Here is a 21,287-nt window from a genome sequence, read left to right on the forward strand (position 1 = left end):
GAGCTGCGCCTATTCCGTGAAACGGCTTGCGGCACGCAATTTTTCGACGATCTCCGCGGGGGCCTTCAGCGGCGAACCGGCGTCGTAGGGCGGCTGCGGATCGTATTCGGTCAGCAGTTGCACCGTCATCGCCAGCTCGTCACCGGCGATCTTGCCGATCAGCGTGAGCCCCATATCGATGCCGGACGAGACGCCCGCGGCCGTCACGTACTTTCCGTCCAGCACCACCCGGTCGTGGGTCGGCTGCGCACCGAAGCGCGCCAGCTCGTCCAGCGCGGCCCAGTGCGAGGTCGCGCGGCGGCCCTCCAGCAGGCCCGCGGCGGCCAGCAGCAGCGAGCCGGTGCAGACCGAGGTGGTCCAGGCGCTGGTGGCGTCGACGGCGCGCAGCCAGTCGAGCAGCCGCGGATTGTCCATCTGCAGGGTCTGTCCGGGGCCGCCCGGCACCAGCACGATATCGGGGCGCGGTGTTTCGTCCAGGGTCCGATCGGCGACCAGCGCGAGAGACGCGTTGTCGTTGCGCACCGGCCCGAGCTGTTCGCCGACGAAAACCGTTTCGGCGCCGGGGATTCGGCTCAGCACGTCGAACGGGCCGACCGCGTCCAGGGCGGTGAACTGGTCGAAGAGCACGATCGCGATCTGCATGGCTGCCTTTCGTCGACGGTGGGCCACAACCAGCGTATGCGCGAATGCACGCCTCGCCGCGAGCTGCGTGCCCGCCGCGAGCTGCGTACCCCGCTGCGGGATGCATACCCCGGCTGCTCTCGGGGTTGTTCGGTCGGATGAAATCCGCGACGGTCATTCATGGAGCTGGACAACAGGCGTGTTACCGCTCACATTTACACTGCCCCGAACCGGTAGTACAAGGAGCAACCACATGCCAGCTAGTCCGACCATGCGGGAGATCTTCCGCCGCAAACCCATCGAGTTGATCGACGACGAGCCCTCCGGCGGCCTGCAGCGGGCCCTCGGCCTGTGGCAGCTGACCGCCATCGGCGTCGGCGGCATCATCGGCGCGGGCATCTTCGCCCTCGCCGGGGCGGTCGCCAACGAGACCGCCGGTCCCGCCGTGCTGATCTCGTTCATCATCGCCGGCATCGCCAGTGCCGCGGCCGCGCTCTCGTATGCCGAGTTCGCGGGCCTGATCCCGAAGGCCGGATCCGCCTACACCTACGGTTTCGCGGTGCTCGGCGAGCCGGTCGGCTGGTTCATCGGCTGGGACCTGCTGCTGGAGTACACCGCCATCGTCGCGGTGGTCGCCATCGGCATCTCCGGGTACATCTCGTTCCTGCTGGAGCAGCTGGACATCACGCTGCCGGTGTGGATGCTCGGGGCGCCCAACACGGGTGCCGGGCACAAGGTGGACCTGTTCGCGGCGCTGCTGTGCCTGCTGATCGCGTTCCTGCTCACGCGGGGCATCAAGGCGGCGGCGCGGTTCGAGACCATCGTGGTCGGCATCAAGGTCGTGGTGGTGCTGATCGTGATCGTGGCGGGCGCGTTCTACATCAAGAACGGCAACTACAGCCCGTACTTCCCGTTCGGCTTCGGCGGGGCGGTGACCGGTGCGTCGACGGTGTTCTTCGCGGTGTTCGGCTACGACGCCATGTCGACCGCGGCGGAGGAGTCGGTGGACGCCAAACGCCATCTGCCCAAGGCGATCCTGATCTCGCTGGCGATCTCGATGGTGCTCTACGTGCTGGTGTGCCTGGTGCTGACCGGCATGCAGAAGTACACGGAGATCAACCCGAAGAGCGGGCTGTCGTCGGCGTTCGAGTCGGTCGGCCTCCCGGGCCTGGGCAGCCTGATCGCGGCGGGCGCGATCGTCGGCATCATGACCGTGCTGTTCACCTTCATGCTCGGCGTCACCCGCATCTGGTTCTCGATGAGCCGGGACGGCCTGCTGCCCCAGTGGTTCGCCAAGACCCACCCGACCCGCCACGTGCCCACCCGCATCACCTGGATCGCGGGCATCATCTCCGCGCTGATCGCCGGGTTCCTGCCGATCGGGGAGGCGGCCGAGCTGACCAATATCGGCATCCTGCTGGCGTTCGTCGTGGTGTGCGCGGCGGTGATCGTGCTGCGCTACCGGCAGCCCGATCTGCCCCGCACCTTCCGCGCCCCGTTCATGCCGATCGTGCCGCTGGTCGGCATCGGCTTCTCGATCTGGCTGATCACCTACTTGAAGCCGGAGACCTGGGGGCGCTTCGCGGTGTGGTTCGCGATCGGCCTGGTCATCTACCTCGGCTACAGCCGCCGTCATTCGCTGCTGGCGAGGGGAGGGGAGCAGACGGACTCGTCGACGGTCTCGTAACGGCCCGACCAACTGCACCGGCAGCAGGTCCGAAATGAGGGGGACCTGGTGCCGGTGCGGACCACTGTGGGTCAGGGATGTTCGCTATCGCCGATAGCTGATCGCGAGGGCGCAGATCAGCAGTGCGGCACCGCACCAGCCGAGGGCGCCGAGCCGGTCTCCGAGCAGGAGTGCCGCCAGCAGTGCCGCCGTGAGCGGTTCCAGCAGGGCGGCCAATGCGGCGAAAACCGGTGCGGCGGTGCGTAATCCGCGGAAGTACGCGGTGTAGGCGAGGGCCGTCGGGGCGCTGCCGAGGTAGGCCGCGGTGAGTAGCACGCTCGGCCGGATCGGCAGCGCCATACCGAACGCCAGTGCCGCCGGGGTGAGCAGTAGGCCGCCGGTGAGCATGCCGAATGCCGTGGTGCGCAACGGATCCAGGCCGGGTACGGGCGTGGTGGTGATCAGCGTCAGGGTCGCGAACCCGGCCGCGGCGAGCAGGGCGAAGGCGATGCCCGCCCCCAGCCGCCAGCCGCCCGCTCCGGCGCCCGGCGACCAGGTGAGCAGCACCAGCCCGGTCACCGCGACACCGATGGACAGCAGGGTGATCGCGGCGGGCCGCCGCCGGTCGCGCACCGCCGCGCCGAGCGCCACGAACACGGGCAGCATCCCGATCGTCACCATTGTCGCGATGCTGACCGAGATGTAGTGCACGGCAACGAAATAGCAGCCCTGGAAGCAGCCGAGCAGCCCGCCGGTCAGCAGGATCCGGGCGGTGGCCGCCCGGCTGCGCGGCAGCCCACGCAGGCCGCCGGAGACGGCGAGCAGCGCGACCGCCAGCCCGCCGCCCAGCAGCAGCCGGTAGGCCGCCACGGACAGCGGATGCAACTGCGCCTGGGCGGCCAGCAGGGATCCGGCGAGACCGCCGGTGCCCCAGAGGATTCCGGCGGCGAGCAAGGCCGCCGCTGATCGGTCGCGCGCGGGCGCGACAATGTCCACAGACATGGGTGATGGTGCTCCTGCGTCGAAGGAAGGGATGACGACGACGCGGGGCAGTTGCTCGTGGGTACCGATCGCGATCGGCTACGCGCCGGTGCCGCGATCAGCGGCTACGGCGACCCGGTGCTACGGAACGGCCGCGCGGTAGGTAACCGCCCGGCCCGTGAACCACCCCGCTCAGGCGGCGGGGGGCGGAGTGGACTTGAAGACTCGATGCACGGCCCCACTGTAGCGAGGCAACCGCCCAAGCAACAATGGTCAACCTACTTGACCACCTTCCACGCGCAAGGGGATGCGCGGCCCCCGGCTCTCGCGCACCCCGTGCGTGTTCCCGCACCCACTGCACGAGTTGTAGCGAGTGCGGGAACACGCACGGGGTGCGCGAGTTGTGGGGCCGGTGCGGGAAGGGTGTGTCCAATTGGACACAGTGGGGTGGGACGGCTGGGTTGTCTCCGTGTCCAATTGGACACACCGGGCGATGGGGGCAAAATCTCCGGATTCGAACTACATCCGTGTAAGACTGGGCGGCGCACAGTGTTGCTCTCCTCATCAAAGGAGGACCGTCCGTGACGAATTCTGCTGCATCACTGGATCTGCCGAAACCCTTGGTGGTGACACTGGGGAATCTGAAAGGCGGCGTCGGGAAAACCACCTCCGCCTTTTTCATCGCCGGCTACTTCGCGCTCGAGCTCGAGTTGCGGGTGCTGGTCATCGATGCCGACCCGCTGAGCCAGACCGGATATTCCTGGTATCGGCGGCTGCAGAGGGGAGAAATAGATCTGCCCTTCACGCTGATCGCGTTTCCGTCCCGGCACGTCGACGATTGCATCGCCGACAATGCCGCCGACTACGACGTGATCATCGTGGATGCCGGAGGAGAATCGGCGGATATCTTCAAGGCCGCAATTCCCTCGACCGACGAGCTCGTGCTGTTGACGAGCGTGAGTCCCTCGGAGGTGAAACGAGTGCCCAGTACCTACAAGGCCGCCGAGGAGGCGGCCGTCGATGCGGCACGCGAAATCCGGGTCCGGGTGCTGATGACGAAGGTTCCGGTAACAATGAAAAAGGGCGTCAACGTCTCCACCGAATACCGGGCCCAGCGCGGGCAGCTGGAAGACGCCGGGTACGAGGTCTTCGAATCCTATGTGAGTGCGTGGAAGTGGTACCGCGAGGCCGCCGATGGGGAAGTCGGCGAGGGCGCGGAGAATCCACTGCACGATCTGGGCGAATATCGGCAGGTGGGTGACGAATTGGTCAGCCCCTACCGCGTCGCGCTGGGGGTGCCCGCCTGATGCCTCCGCAACGCAGGAAATCCATGATCGGCGGTAAATCCGTCGGCAATACCGCCGTCGCCGTGAATCCGCTGGCCGATACCGCCGAACACACGCCGCCCGTCTCGCCGCTGCGCGACGCCGAATGGCGGCGGTCGGAACGCAACTTGACCGTGGTGCCCACCGAGGCGGGCCCGGCGCCGGAAACATCGGAGAACGTGCTCACCATGCCGCTCCCGGCAGCCGGTGACGGACCGCTCAGCGACGGTGAACAGGCCCAGCTGTCGGCGTGTGAGACGTCGATCGGCACGCTGCGCCTGGCATTCTGGGCGGCCGGTCGGGCGCTGCAGATCGTGCGCGACGGGCGGCTGTACCGCAGCGGCTACGACACCTTCGACGACTATGTCGAGCAGCGGTGGGATATGCAGCGCTCCTACGCCCACAAGCTGATCCGGGCCTGGCCGCTGGCCGCCAAGCTGCACCCGATGGCGCCGGGCATCAACGAGGGTCAGATCCGGGAGTTGCTGCCGGTGGCGGCCTCGCACGGCGAACAGGCCGCGGTCACCGTCTACGCCACGCTCGCTGCCGCGGACGTGAAGATCACCGCGGGCAAGCTGCGCGAGGCGGTGGCCGTGCTGCCCGAGCGCTTCGATTCCGACCAGGCGGTGCAGCGGCTGCAGGCGTGGGTGCGCGGCGAGGTGTCCGAGGATCGGCCCGAACCCCCGGTGGATCTGTTCAGCACCGTCGAATCCCGGCTGGCCGCCCTGACGCGGCGGGTGGTCAAGGGATCCACCGGCGATCCCGTCGCGGCTCGGGAATTCGCCGCGAAATTGCGCACGATGGCGACGGAGATCGAGGAGCAGATCACCGTCTGAGTTCGAATCGAAATGCCCCGCATCGGAAAACAATCCGATGCGGGGCATTCTTTCGAGATCTGTTGGTTTTCGATTGTTTATCGCCTTGTTATCGTTAATTACCTCTTATTTCCTTGCAATCGTATTGTCGCGGGCGAATCATGGCACCTCGGATCTGCTGGTTTGGTTAGTGCACGGTGAAGTTTTTCGAGCTTGTTCGAGAGCCACCCGGCTCTCGATGAGAGGATCGGAGGACCGCATCATGACTGGAACCGACGAAGTCCGATATATCCGCTACATGCGGCGGATGCTCTGGTGGGTGCTGGCGGCCGCGGCGGTCGTGCTCGGTGCGCTGGGCGCCCTACTATTGACCACGGGACAGGCAGCGGCGGAGCCGGTGTCCATTCCGGGAATCGGATCCATCGAGGTGCCGATCGAAGTGCAGACACCAGCGGAAATTCCAGGCATCATGGTTTCGATTCCGGACGAGGGTGAATCGGAAAGCATTCCCGATACCGATGCCGCCCCGAATAACGTGCCCGATCCGAATTCGGCGGTGACCGGAATTGTGAACGGCCTGCAGTCGGCCCTCCCGGGTGTCGATATCCGGTCGATGCTCTCTGCCCCGGGAATTCCGTCGATCCCCGAATCGCCGACCGCTCCCCGGTCCGATATCGCCCCCGGGGCGCCCGCGCCGTCGGCCCCGGCCGCCACCCAGGAGAAGAGTCGGGGCGAACTCGCGGTCGAGGCGGCCGAATCGAAGATCGGCGCCGCCTACGGGTACGGCTCGGCGGGCCCCGACGCCTTCGACTGCTCCGGCCTGGTGCAGTGGTCCTACGGGCAGGCCGGTGTCGACTTGCCCCGCACCAGCTACGGCCAGCTCTCCACCGGGACCCCGGTCGGACTGGACGAACTCGAGCGCGGGGACATGGTCTCGTTCTACGGCGGCGGCCATTCCGCCCTCTACGCGGGTGACGGCAAGGTGGTGCACGCGGGCACCAACAGCACCGGCGTGGTGATGTCGGACCTGTCGGAAATGCCCGCCAGCGGCGCCCGCCGCTTCTGACCGCGCTACCGCCGCCCGCGGAAGGTCCGGCGCAGATCGTCGACCCACTCGCCGGGCAGCTCCCACGGAATGAAGTGGCCGCCGCGATCGTGTGCCGTCGGATTGACCAGGTTGTACCAGTCGGCTCGATCGGTCGTCAGGAAGTGCTCGACGCGACGATCGCTGGTGACGCCGGGTGGATTCTCGTGGCCGACGAAGGTGATTCCGGTGGGCGCCTCGATCACGGGCCGCCGATCGTGCGACGGAGTCCACGGATAGCGATTGTTGTTGGCGTAGGTGCGTATCGAGGTCCCGATCGAGTTCGTCACCCAGAAGATCGTTGCGTGCGTGAGTAGTTCGTCGGCATCGAAGACGCTCTCCAGATCACCGCCGTTGTCGCTCCAGGACTTCCAGCGCTGCAGGATCCACGCGAGCATTCCGGCGGGGGAGTCCGACAGCCCGACGGCCAGCGTGCTGGAGTCGAGCATGTGGGCGGCGAGGTGGACGGCGAAGCGGCGGTCGAACTCGAGGATCCGATCGCGGACCTCCGGCGCCAGCCCCTCCGGAATCGGTTGCCCGCCACTGAAATCCCACGCCCGATCGCCGTTGAACAGGCTCAGCTTCAGGCCCGAGCCGATATGGATGCCGTACAGCTCGTCGGCGTACTTGTGCCCGAGCTGACCGGTGACCAGCGCCCCGACATCACACCCCGCGGCGGCGTACTTCGCGTGGCCGAGCGTTCGTGTCATCAGCAGGTGCCACAGGTCGGCAACCTTCCAGAAGTTCATGTCCGGGCGGTTCGGCAGGGGAGTGGAGAACCCGAACCCGGGAAACGACGGGACGATCACGTCGAACGCGTCGGCCGGGTCGCCGCCGAACGATCCCGGATCTGCCAGCGGGTCGACCACCTTGGACCAGTGCCAGAACGTCCACGGCCAGCCGTGCGTGAGGATCAGCGGCGTCGGGTTCTCGCCGGTGCCCGGGCGGCGCATGAAATGGATGGGCACGCCCTCGATCTCGACCCGATAGTGCGGGTAGGCGTTGATTCGTGCCTCGGCGGCGCGCCAGTCGTAGTCCGTGCGCCAGTAGTCGACGAGTCCCTGCAGATAGGCCCGGTTCACGCCGTAGTACCAGTCCTCGTTGCCCGCGTCGTCGGGCCAGCGGGTCAGCGCCAGGCGCTGCCGCAGGTCGTCGAGCACCTCGTCGGTGACGTGAATCGGTATGGGCTGCAACGGAAACGGTCGCGGTTCGGCGAAGTGGGTGGGGCTCGTGTGTCGGCTCATCGTCGGCTCCCGCTGCGAATCGAGGTTCGATACGGAGTGTACATAAGGAACTTATATAAGCATCGGATATATTTTGGGCATGGACGACGCCCCGGATGACCTGGATGTGGATGTGTTCGCGACGGCCGTCGAGAACTTCAACCGCTTCTACATACGGCTGCCCAGTTCGGAGCGGTTGTCGTTCACGACGCTGTCGGTGCTGGACACCCTCGCCTCCGGCACGGGGCCGATGCGCCTGTCGGACCTGGTGAAGACCGAGCAGATCAGCCAGCCCGGGCTCACTCAGCTCGTCGCGCGGCTCGAGCGCGACGGGTTGGTGGAACGCCGCCCGGACCCCACCGATCGGCGTGCGGCGCTGGTGGACATCACCGCGGCGGGTCGGCGCATCGGCGCCGCGCGGCGCGCCGACCGAGTCGAGCACCTGCGCCCGCTGTTCGCCGACCTGTCGCCCGAGGAACGGCGCGCTCTATCGGCCGCGCTACCCGTGCTCCACCGGCTCGCCGCACTGGGCCGGGATGCGCAGCGAGGAGCGTGAATGTGCCTGTGCGCGAGTAGATTCCGGCCAAGTGCATGCCGGAAACGCAGGGGGAGAGGCGTGTCCCCGGGAGTGAGATGGGTTAGGGGCCTGCCCTGGAGATACAGGGGGTGAGGGGCGTGCGCCGGAAGCGCAAGGGGCGAGAGGGGTGCGCCGGAGATGCAGGGTGGGAGGTATGCGCCGGAATGACAGGCGTGGCCTTGGGCGGCTTGTGTTCAGGTGGTGTGTAGGAAGAGTACGTCGTAGGCGCGGCCCGCATCCTCGGGGAAGACGAGGATGCGCATGCGGTGGCGGGCGCGGCCGGTCCCGGCCTGCGTGGATCGGATGCCGTGCTCGCGCAGCAACTGCCGCACGTCGGCGGCGGTGACCTCGTCGAAGACCGTTGCCACGGTCACCAGCAGGCCGTAGTCGTCGTCCGGCTGCCTGCGGCGCCACACTTTGCCCATCACGAGTGACCTTCGTTGTCGCTGTCCATCACGCGTCCACAGTGATTTCAGCACAGCCCCGCGCACCCGCTCACACCGGGCCGATCACCGCGAGAACCGGTGCCGGGCGCGGGATCTGCGGTGAGCTAGCGGGGCGAGCGGCCGGGCTGGTCCGCGGCGCGGCTCGCGGCCCGCAGGCTGACCGCCGTCGGGACGGGCTGCTGCGGGGCCGGAGCCTGCCGCGGCGCCTCGGAATACGGGTCGAGGCGCGGCCAGCTGCGGCCGCTGTCGGCGAGCGCCTCCTCGTCGTCCGCGCCGGAGTCGCGCCGCGACGGGGCGTCGACCTCGGCCAGGCCGACCAGCACGATCAGCATCATGGTGATCAGCGTGACGGTCATGATCAGCGGCGTGAGCAGCTGCACCGGTTCGACACCCTTGGTCACCGCGCCGTGGTTGCCGTGCTGGGCGCTCATGGCCGCCATGCCCGTGTAGTGCATGCCGCACACCGCCAGGCCCATGATCACCGCCGCGCCGAGCGTCGCCCCGAAGCCGTGCACGTGCAGCATGAACCACAGTGCCGCGGTCGCCGCCACCACCGCGATCACGACGGACAGCGCGACCAGCGTGATGTTGTATTCGACGTGTGCCCCCACGTGCATGGCGGACATGCCCAGATAGTGCATGGCCGCCACCCCGACGCCGGTGATGGCGCCGCCGATCGGCAGGGCCAGGATCTCGCGCCGCACCCGCACCACGATGGACAGCCCGATCCACACCACGACGATCGCGATGGCCGCGCTGAGGAGCGTCATCGGCACGTCGTAGCGCAGCGTCATCCCCTGAACGGAGAATCCGAGCATCGCGGTGAAGTGCATGACCCAGATACCGCAACCGCCCAGCGCCACCGCCGCGGCGACCAGCCAGCCGCCGGGCCATCGGGACGAGCGGGCATGGACGGCGCAGCGGAGGCCGAGCACGGAGCCGATGAAAGACATGAGATAGGCCAGGATGGGTGTCAACAGGCCATGGTTGAAATGGTCGAGCTCCAGCACTGCGTTCTCCAAGTGGGGCAAAAGCGGTAATCAATCCGTTACCGGACGATAGTTCAAGTGGGTCGATCTTGGGGATTGCAATGTGAAAGCTTCGCAACACCGGGGCATCGGCTCAAGCCAGCAGGTGGGTCGGGGTCGCCTGCGGACGTACCTTGTGCACGAAGTTTCGTCGCAGCCGGTGGTACGGCTCGTGCTCGCCGTAGAAGTTCTGGCGCATTTGCGCCAGTTCGTAATCCCGGTAGGCAGCCAGCGGCTTGGCGGCCTCGTCCGCGGCGCGGCGCTGCTTCTTCGCGACCAGTCGGTCCGCCAGTTCCGGCGCCGCGGCCAGGGCCTCGGCCTCCCCGCGTACCCGGCCCCAGAACTCGACCGGACCGCCGGAGACGACCCGGTCCACCAGCCCCAGCCGACCGGCGGCGCGGGCCCCGACCGGCATCGTCTCGCGGGTCAGGCGGTCGGCCTGTTCGGCGCCGACCCGGCGGGGCAGCGTGTAGGTCCAGTACTCCGATCCGTGCAGGCCCATCAGCCGGTAGTGCGGGTTCAGCACCGCCGACTCCCGGCACCAGACCTCGTCGGCCGCCAGCGCCAGCATCACGCCACCGGCGGCGGCATTACCGGCCACCGCGGCGATCACCAGCTTGTCGGTGGTGGTCAGGATGGCCTCGACCAGGTCATTCATGGCATTGATGTTGTGCCAGGACTCCTCGGCCGGATCGTCGGCCGCCTCGATCACGTTCAGGTGGATGCCATTGGAGAAGAAGTCGCGGTCCGGGCCGAGCACCAGCACGTCCACCGGGCGCTCGCACGCCTGCCGGTAGGCGGCCAGCAGGCGGCGGCACTGGCCGGTGCTCATCGCGCCGCCCGCGAACGCGAATTCCAGGTAGCCGACCTCGCCGTGCTCGCGGTAGCGCAGCTCCGACCAGGTGTCGCGGGAGGCCGCCTCGAACGGCGTGACCCCGACCTCCGGCACGCCGGCCAGCAGGTCGGGCCCGAGCGCGTCGGCGGCGGGCCGCTTGAACGTGACGGGGCCGCCGGGGGTGCGGCGCGGCCGCAGCTGCGGCAGCCACACCGCGCCGTCGATGGTGGCCCGGCAGATCGCGCCGTCGCGGGTGGCGACGATCGTGCCCGGATAACCGCGCAGCCGGTCCTCGTTGTGGCCGCCGTGTACGAAGAACTCCCGCCCGAACAGCTCGTCCAGCACGCCGGGCTGGGAGTCGGCGGCCCGGAGCTTGCGCAGCACGGTGGCGGTGTCGTCGGCCGACCAGTCGATCCGGCGGTACTGCTGGGAGTGGTAGGGGCGCAGCCGCCCGCGCACGTCGGGACGGTCGTAGTCGAGCGGCTCGGGCGTGAACCGGCCGTCGGCGAAGCGCTCGACCGCCAGCAGCACCGCGCGCACCGCCGCGTCCGAAACCTCGTTGCGGTACAGCTGGCTCTTGCCGTGCGGCCCGACCGCGAAGGGTTCGGAGGCCCAGATCGGGCCCGCGTCCATCTCGGCGACCGCCTGCAGCACCGTGACGCCCCACTCCGCCGCGCCCTCGCCGATCGCCCAGTCCAGGGAGGACGGGCCGCGGTCGCCCTTCGGCCCGGGATGCACGATCAGCACGGTGTGCTCGGACCAGATGTCCTCCGGAATCGCGGTGGTGAGCATCGGGGCGAGGATCAGGTCCGGTTCGAATTGGGCCACCCGCGCGCGCAGCAGATCGTCGCCCAGCGCCAACTCGACACCGACCCGGTGTCCTCGGTCCCGCAGTTCGGTGTGAATCCGCTGCGTGAGACTGTTGAATGCGCTGGCGACCAGCAGGATGCGCACGGTGTTTCCTCCATCAGGCAGTACTGCTAGGCGAACCGGGCGGCCGGTTCGGGTCAAGAACGTCCCCAACGAAACTAGCGGTGTGCCAATTGCGATGCATCTCGGGCACACGCGGAGTTACCAGAACGTGTTTCACCTCCCGGAGTCCGGATCCCGCGACCACATTCGCCGCCCCGATCACGAGGCGTGCGGATATCGCGACGAGCAGGAAGAACGCTGTCGGACAACAACTCTCGACACAGCGATGCCGTCTCGCCGTAACAGCCCGCACACACGATCCCGGACCGCGACAGCGTGCCGCCGAGGTTGCCGACCGGGCGTGGCGGCCCGCGGTGCACCAACTCTTCCCGCACCCCTGGCATGCGCTCGCACCCCTTGTAGGGGGCTGTAGTGAGTGCGGGAACAAGCAAGGGGTGCGGGACGGGCGGTTGCGGGAGGTGGGTCGGGAGGTGCGGCATCGGGCGGGGGCGCGGAGATCCGGGGTGGTCGAGTCGGCGGGAATCGGTCGTGGCGGAATGGGGTCTTTCGGGTCGGGGTTGGCGGGGGAGTGAGCCTTGGAATCGCGCTGTCGCCTGCCCCGCTCGATGCCTCCGAGAACGCCGTGGACGCGGCCGTCGCCGTCGGGAGGGAGATCTCCGCGGCCGGGCTGGGTTCGCTGTGGTTCGGTCAGCTGTTCTCGCACGACACCGTGACGCTGTCGGCGGTGGTGGGGCACGAGGTTCCGGGGCTCGAGGTGGGGACGTCCGCGGTGCCGATCCCGGCGCGGCACCCGCTGCTGATCGCGAGCGCGGCGCAGACCGCGCAGGCCGCGGCGCGGGGACGGTTCACGCTCGGACTGGGCCTGGGCGCGGCACAGTTCACCGAGCCGGTGTTCGGCGTCGGCTTCGATCGGCCGATCGCCCGGCTGCGCGAGTTCCTCACCGTGCTGAACGACGTATTCGACACGGGCACAACCGAATTCCGGGGTGAGACGGTGACCGCGGTGACCCCGATGCCCGCGACGGTGGCGGGCGCCGAGCCGCGGCCGCAGGTGCTGGTCGCCGCGATGGGGCCGCAGGCGCTACGTGCCACCGGCGAGCTGGCCGACGGCACCCTGCCGTTCCTCGTCGGTCCGCGCGCGCTGGGCGAGCACGTCGTGGCGCCGATCGTCCGGGCCGCCGAGCGGGCGGGTCGTGCCCGGCCGCGCATCGTCGCCCTGGTGCCCGGCGTCGTCACCGCCGATGTGGACCGGGCGCGCGAGGCGGCCGCGAAGGAGACCGCGTTCTACGACGGCATCCCGTCCTACGCCCGGATGAGCGAGCTGTCCGGGGTGTCCCGGGCTGCCGACCTGGTGGTGATCGGTGACGAGGAGACCGTCGCGGCCCGCGTCGAGGAGTACTTCGCCGCCGGTGCGACGGATGTGGTGTTCTCCCAGACCGATCTGACCACCCCGGAGGATCAGCGCCGGACCTGGCGGCTGCTCGGCGAGCTGAACCGCGCTCGCTGAGTGCCGTCACATCGGCTCGCTGACCCTCGTCAGATCAGGTTGTCCTCGCTGCAGGACGCGGGCGTGCGCCAGGTCGGCTCCGGGCGGGCGGCGTCGGAATCGAAGCGCCACTGCGAGATCGGCGCGGCGGCCTTCCAGAACGGCCTGCCGTCCCGCGCGCGGACTACCTGATACACGTCCTCGGTGCCGGGGATCAGCTGGCTGCCGACGCAGTAGTCGTTGTAGCTGGTGCCGGGCTGCCGGGCGCCGGGGCTGAACCGCCCGGCGGGGTCGGTGCGGGAGCCGGGCGCCGCGACGGTGTCGGGCCGATCGGTCGGCGGCCCGCCGAACCAGTACGCACCGAGATCGTCTGTGCCGCAGACATAATCGCGGCCACCCGCGACGACGGTCGTTCCCGTCGGGTGAGCGGCGCCGTCCCAGAGGCAGACCGCGGCGGGCCGGGTCCCCGAGGTCCTGACGTCCGCGTCGGCGACCCCGGCGCCGAGGCCCAGACCCCCTGCCGTCATCGCCGCGATCGCGGACAGGGTGAGGGTTACGCGAGGAACTCGTGCCATGGGACTCGCCTCTTTCTGCTCACCATTGAGCATCTACTATCTACGTACGTAAATAGTAGATGGCCATCGTCCCTGCTCGCCATGTCGCGAACGTCACCGAGACATCCTCGGGGCCGGCTCCAGCACGACCTTCCCGGCCTCGGGCGCCACGAACGGCAGGAGCCGCTCGGCCTCGGCCCGCACCGCGGCCTCGTCGTCGGCGGTCAGTGGGTGCCACGGCGTGACGCGCAGCGTCGAACCCTCCAGATCCCAACGGCCGTGGACGAATCCGTCGACCAGGTACATCGGCACACCGGCCGAGGCCTCCTTGCTGATCCGGTTGCGGTCCTCGTCGCTGATGATCCGGCGGCGATCCTTGTGGCCGAGCAGCGCATTGTCGAAGGCGGGCAGGAACCGCACCGGCACCGGCAGATCCGGATCGGCGAGCGGGGCGTCCGGGAGGTCGAACAGCTCCCGGCCGGAATCATCGCGGAGCGACCGCAGCCGCGGCCGCAGGCGCTCCACCACCTCCGCCAGGCGGGTGACGCCCGCCCAGGCCTGCACGTCGGCGACGCTCGCGGGGCCGAACGCCGCGAGATAGCGCAGCACCATCGTCTCCGGCTGCGGCAGGGATTCCATCGGTTCGCCGATCCACTCCTCGGCCAGGGCGACCGACACGTAGCGCGTCCGCCACCCGCCCCAGTCGCCCGAATCTCCCACGTGCACAAGCGGAATCATCAGCCCGACGGATTGCGCGAGGCGTCCCGGATGCCGCTGCGGGAACCGCTCGGCCAGCAATCGGCCCAATTCGCGTCGGGTCGGGGTGGTCCCGGTCAGCAGTTCCCGGCCGGTCGCGGCGAGTTCGCCGAGATCCATGCCCGCGATCTCGTCGGAGAAGTAGGGCGCCCGCAGCATCGATTCGACGTACGGCTGCATCGTCGGGTGCAGCCAGCGGAAATCCGCGGCCGTGGACAGGTGCACGGTCCGGCGAATCATGGTGGAGCGCACCACCTTCCGGTCCCGCAGCAGGGATTCCAGCTCCTCGTGCCGGAATCCGGCGAGCCGCGCCCACAGGCCCACGTACGGCCAGTTCGGCTCCTGCCCCTGGACGGCCACCAGATGCCGGACCAGATCGACTGCGGGCATCGAGACCCGTTCGGTCAGTAGCTGCCGCCGCAGCAGGGTCCGGTTCAGGGTGCGCAGCGAGAGTTCGGTCATGAGCCCATCCTGACCGGCATATAGGACAGATTCGGTCCTACGTATCGATGTGCGACGAATTCCGGGACGGTGGGCGATCATGGAGACATGCCCAGTGATCTAGCGGAGTTCGTGCGCGGCCTGCCCAAGGCGGAACTGCACCTGCACCTGGAGGGCACGCTGGAACCGGAGTTGAAGTTCCGGCTGGCCCGCCGCAACGGCATCGAATTGCCGGAACACACGGTGGAGGAGGTGCGGCAGACCTACGACTTCCACGACCTCACCTCCTTCCTGCAGGTCTACTACCCGGCCATGCGGGTCCTGCAGCAGGCGCCGGACTTTCACGATCTGGCCTACGAGTACCTGCGCCGGGCCCACGCCCAGGGCGTGCGCCACGTGGAGATGTTCTTCGACCCGCAGGCCCACACCGGCCGCGGTGTGCCCTTCGGCACCGTGATCGGCGGGTACCGCTCGGCGATCGTGCGCGCCCGCCGCGAGTTCGGGATCTCCGCCGAGCTCATTCTGTGCTTCCTGCGCGACTATTCGGCCGAGTACGCGATGGCGACGCTGCTGGAGGCGCTGCCGTACCGCGACTGGATCATCGGCGTCGGCCTCGATTCCGACGAGCGCGGCAATCCGCCGAGCAAGTTCGCGGCCGTCTTCGACCGCGCCCGCCGCGAGGGCTTCCTGCTGACCATGCACTGCGATATCGACCAGCAGAACTCGGTCGAGCACATCCGTCAGGCGCTGGAGGACATCGGCGTCGACCGCCTCGACCACGGCACCAATATCGTCGAGGACGACCGGCTGGTCGAGTTGGCCGAGTCCCGGGGCGTCGCGTTCACCTGCTGCCCGGTCTCCAACTCCTTCGTCACCACGCAGATGAAGGCGGCCGAGATCACCGGTCTGCTGGAGCGCGGCCTGCTCGTCACCGTGAACAGCGACGACCCCGCCTACTTCGGCGCCTACGCCGCCGACAACTACCTGGCGCTGGCCGAGCACGCCGGGCTCACCACCGACCGCCTGGCGGAACTGGCGCGAAATTCCTTCCGGGCCTCGTGGATTACGGAGACGCGGCGGGACGGATACCTGGCCGAGATCGACGCGTATGTCGCGGGTACGGCCCGGATTGATTCTGTGCCAGGGTGATTCCCGCAGCGTCGGTTCGTCCGGGCGGGCTACGGACGGCCCGGCGGGAGAATCCGGCGCACGAACGGTATCGAGTCCGCGAGGGACGGCTGCAGGGTGCCGCTGTGATCGGCCGGGTACGTGCGCAGGGTGAGGGCCTGGTTGTTCGCCCGCATCAGCCCCGCGACGGCGAGGGTGCCGGGTGCGGGGGACTGCGTGTCGAACCAGCCCTGCCCGATGAACACCGGCCGGTCGTAGCCGGTGACCGGAATCCCCATGTGCTCGTTCAGCAGCCTGGGCGCATCGGGTAGGGCGGCCAAGGGTTTCGCGAACATGTCTCCGAGAACGACAGGCGCCGCGGCGAATTCGGCGGCCAGCTCGGACTCGCAGACCTGCTCGGCATGGTTCACCCAGAAGCGGCCCGCATCGGTCAGGTAGGAGTCGATGTCCAACTGCGGGAAGGAGGTTCGCAGACCGGACAGCGAATACAGCGCGAGGGCCGTGGTATCCGCCGGGACCGGCACCGGCGGGACGTGCGGCCCCAGCGCCAGCACCGCGTTCTCCAGCAGGCCCGGCACGCCGGTGGCGACGGCGCCGCGGTAGTCGGTCTCGGTGCCGCGGCGGGTGGCCTCGCGGGCCGCCCACAGGGCCGCGGCGCCGCCCTGCGACTGGCCGACCACGACCCAGCGGTTCGACAGCACGCCGGGGAACGCCCGCACCGCCGCGGTGGCGGCGTCGACGACGCTGTGGGCCGCGACGAGCCCGTTGTCCTTCGGGTGTGGGCCGGGCGTGCCCAGGCCCACGTAATCGGTGGCGACGATCGCGTACCCCTGGCGCAGCCAGGCGTCGAGGTAGCCCCAATCCCGTTCGCGCAGAGCGGGTCCCGCGATGCTGTAGGCGCAGTGGTCGGCGAGGCCGACGGTGCCGTGCGCCCAGACGACCATCGGCCATCCGCCGGCGGGCGGCTCCCCGGGCGGGAGGTACACGGCGGCGCTGTTCAGCGCGGGCCGCTCACCCGCACCCGTGGACCAGTGCACCAGGCGCCGGGCGTCACCGGATCCGGGCAGCGTGGCCTCCGGCGCGAGCTCCGTGACCGATACCAATTGCCCTGGGCTGCCGGATGTCTCGGCGGTGGCGACCGGTGCGGCCGCCAGCGTCGCGAGGACCGCGGTCAGTGCGGACACACAGAGTGCGACGAGTGCGCGAAGGTGCGTCGGGGCCACCTCGAACAGGGTAGCCGCCGCATACTCGCGCGAAGGCGCCCGACCCGAGGGCCGGGCGCCGCTGTCGGGCGTATCAGTTGTAGACGGCGCCGAAGGACGGAACCGAGACGGTGCCCAATTGATACTGGTAGCCATCGGGATTCGCGTCGCTCACCGGCACGGACCAGCGGTGCCACAGCGTGCCGTAGACCGCGGCCACGACCGGGCCGGGGCCGGGATCCAGGACCGCGGTGCGGATGGTGGTGTCCACGGGAACGTCGTTGTGCTCGATGAGCACATTGGTTCCGCTGCGGAAGTTGGCGAGGTTGATCCACACCACCTCGAGTTTCGCGCCGCTCTGATTCGGCGCGATGGTGCCGGGTCCGCCGAAGAACCCGAACCGGAATCCGTCCAGGCCCAGCGCGATTCCCGAACCGTAGACGCCGGGCCCGCCGCCGCGGCCGATATCGGACTGCGCCGGAATCTGGAACGGCTGTGCGGGCAGTGCCACGTCGACGGCGCCCGGTGACGAGGCGATCAAGCGGTCCACGGCCTGTTCGGCGGCGGGGTTGCCGGCGGCGGCGGTCCGCAGGTGCTGCACGGCGCTCGTCCACTCGAGCGCCGGATCCGCGGCGGCGGGGCCACTCGCCAGACCGGCCATGACCAGCCCGGCGGCGGCCGTCACGGCCAAACGGTGGGTGAAGCGGGATCTACGCATAATCGAATCTCCTCGGATTGTGCTGTACCGCATGGATATCGGATGCGGCGCGGACGGAGTGCGATGCGAACGCGCCGACCCCATCCGTGCCTCGGCATACCCGATTCACGCATACAAGCACCTCTCCGCCCGCTTTGGTCACCGACTCGCCGTGGACCCGGCAGGTAGTGCACGGTTGTGCACTAGGGAGATAGCGTTATCAGATGCGTCTGCCGACCGCGTACTCGACGCGCGAATAAGCCTCGGCCACCCGGCTTCTCACATCGCGGGGCCGTCCGCCGCGGCGCCGGTCGGTCCGTGCGCGCAGTGCGCCCAGGGCCAGTGCCGCGATCTCTTCGTTCAGTTCGCGCAGCTCCCCTTCGACATCCACCGCCGCCCGGCGCGCCGAGCGATTCGCCCGCCGGAGGCGAACCGCCGTGGCCGCCTTCACCTCACGCGCGAATTCCGAGGCCCAATCCACCTCCTCGGCCACCGCCCGCGAGCAGCGACGCGTCAGATCCGACCAGACCTCGGTCCCCTGTCGACTCATCTCCACGCTCCAGTCGATCGAAATTAGTGCACGACTGTTCACTGACATTGCAAAGAGTATCCGTACTTCCGGTCACAGGCAATGGCCGACCGTGCCGATGATTGCGGAGTGGACGAGCGGGTAGCCGCAGACCGTGGCCGCGGCGCCGCAGCCAGGAAGGAGGGGCTATGACGTCATGGCGTGCACGGGCGATGATCGCGCGAATGCGGTTGCGGCGGAACAAGCGCTTCTATGCCGAGCCCGCCGTCATGCGCGAACGATTGCCGGAGCACCAGGCGCCCGAGCGCTCCCGCCCGCCTCGGCGCGTGACCGATTCGTACGAGGTCACCAGGCGCGTGATCGATGATCACCACCTCTACACCCTCGCGCCCGTGGGCGGCCCCACGTCGCCGTGGCACATCTTCCACATGCACGGCGGCGGTTTCGTCGAGGCGCCCGAGGCGCACCACTGGCGTTTCGCGGCCAGGATGGTCGACCGGGTCGGGTGTACCTACTCGATGCCGATGTACCCGTTGGCACCCGAACACGACCACCGATCCACCATCCCGATGATCGAGCAGGCGTACACCGAGGTCACCGGCGATGTCGAACCTCGGAACCGGATCGTGTTCGGGGATTCGGCCGGTGGCACCCTCGCGCTCACCCTGGCCCGCCACCTGCGCGAGCGCGGACAGCCGCAACCGGCGGCCCTCGCACTGTTCTCCCCGTGGATCGATCTGGCCACCGACGACCCGCTCTCGCTGACCCTCGACGACCGCGACCCGGAACTCGGTGTGACGGGCCTGAAACAGGCGGGGCGGTGGTACGCGGGCGAACGCGCGCTCGACGATCCGGAGGTCAGCCCGGCCTTCGCCGACCTCTCCGGGCTCGCCCCGGCCGTCGTCTTCATCGGCCATCGCGACATCCTGCTCCCCGACGCCCGGCGCATCAAGGAACTCGGCGATATCGCCGGTATGCCCGTCGAACTGCACGAATATCCCGCCATGCCGCACAACTGGATCATGAAGAACATCCCCGAGGCCCGCCGTGCCGTCGACGAACTACTGGACTTCCTGCACACCGTGGAGAAGGGAGCCGACCATGATCGTCAGAACCACCGATGACATCACCGGAACCGACCGCCAGGTGGACACCGACACCTGGACCTCGAAGCGAATCATCCTCTCCGACGACAAGGTCGGATTCTCGTACCACGAGACGACGGTCGCCGCCGGTACGAAGACCCCGCTGCATTACCCCGACTACGTCGAGGCCGTCTGGCTGATCGAAGGCACCGGCACACTGCTGGATCGCGATAACGAGGTGACCTATCCGCTGGCGCCGGGCACCATGTATCTCCTCGACAAGCACGAGCGCCACACCATCATCGCCGACACCCAGCTACGAATGTACTGCGTGTTCCTGCCCGCCGTACCGCCCGGAAGCGACTGAGGGCGGGGTTCGATATCCGCACCGGCCGCTGTGGGTGAGTGCGGTCACTTCTGATATCGCTTGCGATGCCCTCAGTAAGGACGGCTGGAGCGGGCCCAAACCAGGGACGGTTCACTGCCCGGTTATCCGGTTGCTTCCCACCAACTCTGGAGCAACCTTCCGAATCTTCGAAACGACGTTCGCCGTCCGCTCCGAGTCCACCGCGTCAAGGACCGGCAAGGCGGACCGCCACAGTTTCGCGGCATCTTCATGGCGCCCGAGGCTCCATCGAATCAATCCGGTCTCTGCGCTCGTCAGCGCATGGATACGGGGATGCGTCCCCGGGTTCCACACCTGCGCCGACAGATGCTGATACCTCTCCGCGTTTCCCCAATCATGCAGAGCCGCAAAGGCTTTTGCTGTCTGCGTCGCCCGGGTTGCACCGTTCGGGCTGGACAAGGCGATCCAGCGGGGAAGCTCGCTTGTGATATCTGGCGAGTCGATTACCGGCTGGATCCGCGAGATAACCTCCCGCGCACCCCGCTGGTTTCCAGTCTCGGCATACGCACGTGCCAACGCCGCCTCGTGCAGAGCGATAGCGTCGGGACCGAATCTCCCCCGAGCGATAGACACAGCCCTTTCTGCTAGAGGGACCGCATGGTCAGGGTGGCCAACGTCGGCAGAGTGCAAAGACAGAATTCGAAACACCCAAGCGTCGCGCCCCGGTATCCCGGATTCCTGGGCGAGCCTCAGTGCGGCAAGGTAGTAGCGCTGTGCAACGGCGTCCAACCCTCCATCGTGACTCTTGAATCCGCACAAGTACGCCAATTCAGCTGCCGCTGAGAACATTTCAGACTTGATCGACTCGTGGGCAAACTGGGAACGCAACAGAGTGGAAACGTCGGTAGCCAGGAACTCTGCAACGGCCGTTCGACCGAATCCACCGCCTCTGACCTCGTCCAGGGCAGCGAACGAGTCCGTGACCCGTTGAACGGCTTCAACTTCGGCCGCACCGACCCGAGAAGATTCCGTGACCCCGACTATTCGAGCCACGTCAGGCAAAGCGGCCAACCCTGTTGCTGTGAGTGCAACCGAGTAGGCAGCGCGTCGCAGAAATGAGCGTCTATCAACGTCAGCACGGCCTAGCACACTCACCACGGTAACCGGATCCCCCGGCCCGCAAGTTTCCATGTACATCCGTTCGACCTCAGAGGTGATGCTCCGGTGGCCCTGTTCGAACAGCCCCAAAGCCGCCTTGCTGTAGGGAACGCGAGTAGCCAACTCCGCGAGGCTGAAGCCCGCCGTTTCCCGCAGAACACGGAGCTTTGCACCGATCACGGCATCGCCGGTCATTCCAGAACTGTAGACGGCTGTCGACGCTTTCACCTACCGATCCATACCCCTGGTTGCGACGGTTGCTGACAGGCCCCGACCCCAGGACGAACTACTCAACAACTCCCTGGGGCCGGGTGCCCCTTCCACGCCACCTGAACCACGCAAAGGCAACGCGCTATGAGGACACATCCGAC

General features: G+C 68.3%; 21 protein-coding genes. 9 read left to right on the plus strand and 12 right to left on the minus strand.

Going from position 1 to position 21,287, the window contains the following annotated elements:
• Positions 1–9: 9 nt before the first annotated feature.
• Positions 10–642 (minus strand): DJ-1/PfpI family protein, encoded by a 633-nt coding sequence (locus NM1_RS29235; protein ID WP_068027010.1) that lies wholly within the window; start codon positions 640–642, stop codon positions 10–12.
• 232 nt (positions 643–874) lie between these two features.
• On the opposite strand from NM1_RS29235, the gene NM1_RS29240 reads away from it, so the two are divergent.
• Complete coding sequence (locus tag NM1_RS29240; protein ID WP_068027013.1) at positions 875–2,308, plus strand: amino acid permease; 1,434 nt, start codon at positions 875–877, stop codon at positions 2,306–2,308.
• 84 nt (positions 2,309–2,392) lie between these two features.
• Here the strand turns inward: NM1_RS29240 and NM1_RS29245 are convergent, their stop codons facing one another.
• Positions 2,393–3,289 carry a DMT family transporter gene (locus tag NM1_RS29245; RefSeq protein WP_068027015.1) on the minus strand — a complete coding sequence of 299 codons (897 nt, stop codon included), beginning with the start codon at positions 3,287–3,289 and terminating at the stop codon, positions 2,393–2,395.
• Positions 3,290–3,849: 560 nt separating this feature from the next.
• Between NM1_RS29245 and NM1_RS29250 the strand changes: the two genes are divergently transcribed.
• From NM1_RS29250 to NM1_RS44215, 3 genes are all read left to right on the plus strand, one after another.
• Positions 3,850–4,575 (plus strand): ParA family protein, encoded by a 726-nt coding sequence (locus NM1_RS29250; protein ID WP_169814339.1) that lies wholly within the window; start codon positions 3,850–3,852, stop codon positions 4,573–4,575.
• Positions 4,575–5,429 carry a hypothetical protein gene (locus NM1_RS29255; protein WP_147289131.1) on the plus strand — a complete coding sequence of 285 codons (855 nt, stop codon included), beginning with the start codon at positions 4,575–4,577 and terminating at the stop codon, positions 5,427–5,429. The genes NM1_RS29250 and NM1_RS29255 overlap by 1 nt, the downstream gene beginning before the upstream one ends.
• Before the next feature lie 241 nt (positions 5,430–5,670).
• Positions 5,671–6,474, plus strand: coding sequence for a C40 family peptidase (locus NM1_RS44215; RefSeq protein ID WP_246011687.1), 804 nt, complete (start codon positions 5,671–5,673; stop codon positions 6,472–6,474).
• A gap of 5 nt (positions 6,475–6,479) precedes the next feature.
• On the opposite strand, the gene NM1_RS29265 is transcribed toward NM1_RS44215, so the two are convergent.
• The gene (locus NM1_RS29265; protein WP_068027024.1) at positions 6,480–7,736 is read right to left on the minus strand and encodes an epoxide hydrolase family protein; all 1,257 of its coding nucleotides are present in this window, start codon (positions 7,734–7,736) and stop codon (positions 6,480–6,482) included.
• A gap of 79 nt (positions 7,737–7,815) precedes the next feature.
• Here NM1_RS29265 and NM1_RS29270 point away from each other — a divergent pair, with 79 nt between their 5' ends.
• On the plus strand, positions 7,816–8,271 hold the full coding sequence (locus tag NM1_RS29270; protein WP_068027027.1) for a MarR family winged helix-turn-helix transcriptional regulator: 456 nt from the start codon (positions 7,816–7,818) through the stop codon (positions 8,269–8,271).
• 215 nt (positions 8,272–8,486) lie between these two features.
• Here NM1_RS29270 and NM1_RS29275 read toward each other — a convergent pair whose 3' ends face one another.
• The 3 genes from NM1_RS29275 to NM1_RS29285 form a co-directional block, all read right to left on the minus strand.
• Positions 8,487–8,717 (minus strand): hypothetical protein, encoded by a 231-nt coding sequence (locus tag NM1_RS29275; RefSeq protein WP_068027031.1) that lies wholly within the window; start codon positions 8,715–8,717, stop codon positions 8,487–8,489.
• 125 nt (positions 8,718–8,842) lie between these two features.
• Positions 8,843–9,748: an MHYT domain-containing protein gene (locus NM1_RS29280; RefSeq protein WP_246011685.1), complete on the minus strand. Its 906-nt coding sequence runs from the start codon at positions 9,746–9,748 to the stop codon at positions 8,843–8,845.
• 112 nt (positions 9,749–9,860) lie between these two features.
• On the minus strand, positions 9,861–11,555 hold the full coding sequence (locus tag NM1_RS29285; protein WP_068027034.1) for a hydrogenase maturation protein: 1,695 nt from the start codon (positions 11,553–11,555) through the stop codon (positions 9,861–9,863).
• Positions 11,556–12,102: 547 nt separating this feature from the next.
• On the opposite strand from NM1_RS29285, the gene NM1_RS29290 reads away from it, so the two are divergent.
• Positions 12,103–13,041: a TIGR03564 family F420-dependent LLM class oxidoreductase gene (locus tag NM1_RS29290; protein ID WP_068027037.1), complete on the plus strand. Its 939-nt coding sequence runs from the start codon at positions 12,103–12,105 to the stop codon at positions 13,039–13,041.
• 29 nt (positions 13,042–13,070) lie between these two features.
• Here the strand turns inward: NM1_RS29290 and NM1_RS29295 are convergent, their stop codons facing one another.
• The gene (locus NM1_RS29295; protein WP_147289130.1) at positions 13,071–13,595 is read right to left on the minus strand and encodes a hypothetical protein; all 525 of its coding nucleotides are present in this window, start codon (positions 13,593–13,595) and stop codon (positions 13,071–13,073) included.
• 93 nt (positions 13,596–13,688) lie between these two features.
• Positions 13,689–14,792, minus strand: a complete 1,104-nt coding sequence (locus NM1_RS29300) for a winged helix DNA-binding domain-containing protein (RefSeq protein ID WP_068027043.1) — start codon at positions 14,790–14,792, stop codon at positions 13,689–13,691.
• An 87-nt stretch (positions 14,793–14,879) separates the two neighbouring features.
• Here NM1_RS29300 and add point away from each other — a divergent pair, with 87 nt between their 5' ends.
• Positions 14,880–15,920 (plus strand): adenosine deaminase, encoded by a 1,041-nt coding sequence (add, locus tag NM1_RS29305; protein WP_068027188.1) that lies wholly within the window; start codon positions 14,880–14,882, stop codon positions 15,918–15,920.
• A gap of 29 nt (positions 15,921–15,949) precedes the next feature.
• Here add and NM1_RS29310 read toward each other — a convergent pair whose 3' ends face one another.
• The 3 genes from NM1_RS29310 to NM1_RS29320 all read right to left on the minus strand — a co-directional run bounded on the left by NM1_RS29310 (position 15,950) and on the right by NM1_RS29320 (position 18,396).
• A complete protein-coding gene (locus tag NM1_RS29310; protein ID WP_068027045.1) occupies positions 15,950–17,122 on the minus strand; it encodes an alpha/beta hydrolase in 1,173 nt (390 codons plus the stop codon).
• Positions 17,123–17,195: 73 nt separating this feature from the next.
• Positions 17,196–17,819: a hypothetical protein gene (locus NM1_RS29315; protein WP_068027047.1), complete on the minus strand. Its 624-nt coding sequence runs from the start codon at positions 17,817–17,819 to the stop codon at positions 17,196–17,198.
• A gap of 199 nt (positions 17,820–18,018) precedes the next feature.
• On the minus strand, positions 18,019–18,396 hold the full coding sequence (locus tag NM1_RS29320) for a hypothetical protein (protein ID WP_147289129.1): 378 nt from the start codon (positions 18,394–18,396) through the stop codon (positions 18,019–18,021).
• A gap of 119 nt (positions 18,397–18,515) precedes the next feature.
• Here NM1_RS29320 and NM1_RS29325 point away from each other — a divergent pair, with 119 nt between their 5' ends.
• Positions 18,516–19,451, plus strand: coding sequence for an alpha/beta hydrolase fold domain-containing protein (locus tag NM1_RS29325; RefSeq protein ID WP_068027053.1), 936 nt, complete (start codon positions 18,516–18,518; stop codon positions 19,449–19,451).
• Positions 19,429–19,779: an ectoine synthase gene (locus NM1_RS29330; RefSeq protein ID WP_068027056.1), complete on the plus strand. Its 351-nt coding sequence runs from the start codon at positions 19,429–19,431 to the stop codon at positions 19,777–19,779. The genes NM1_RS29325 and NM1_RS29330 overlap by 23 nt, the downstream gene beginning before the upstream one ends.
• A gap of 111 nt (positions 19,780–19,890) precedes the next feature.
• On the opposite strand, the gene NM1_RS42575 is transcribed toward NM1_RS29330, so the two are convergent.
• Entirely contained in the window at positions 19,891–21,111 is a 1,221-nt protein-coding gene (locus tag NM1_RS42575; protein WP_147289128.1) for a helix-turn-helix domain-containing protein, read from the minus strand.
• Between the last annotated feature and the right edge of the window lie 176 nt (positions 21,112–21,287).

It is taken from the genome of Nocardia mexicana NBRC 108244 (assembly GCF_001613165.1).
Lineage (GTDB): Bacteria > Actinomycetota > Actinomycetes > Mycobacteriales > Mycobacteriaceae > Nocardia > Nocardia mexicana.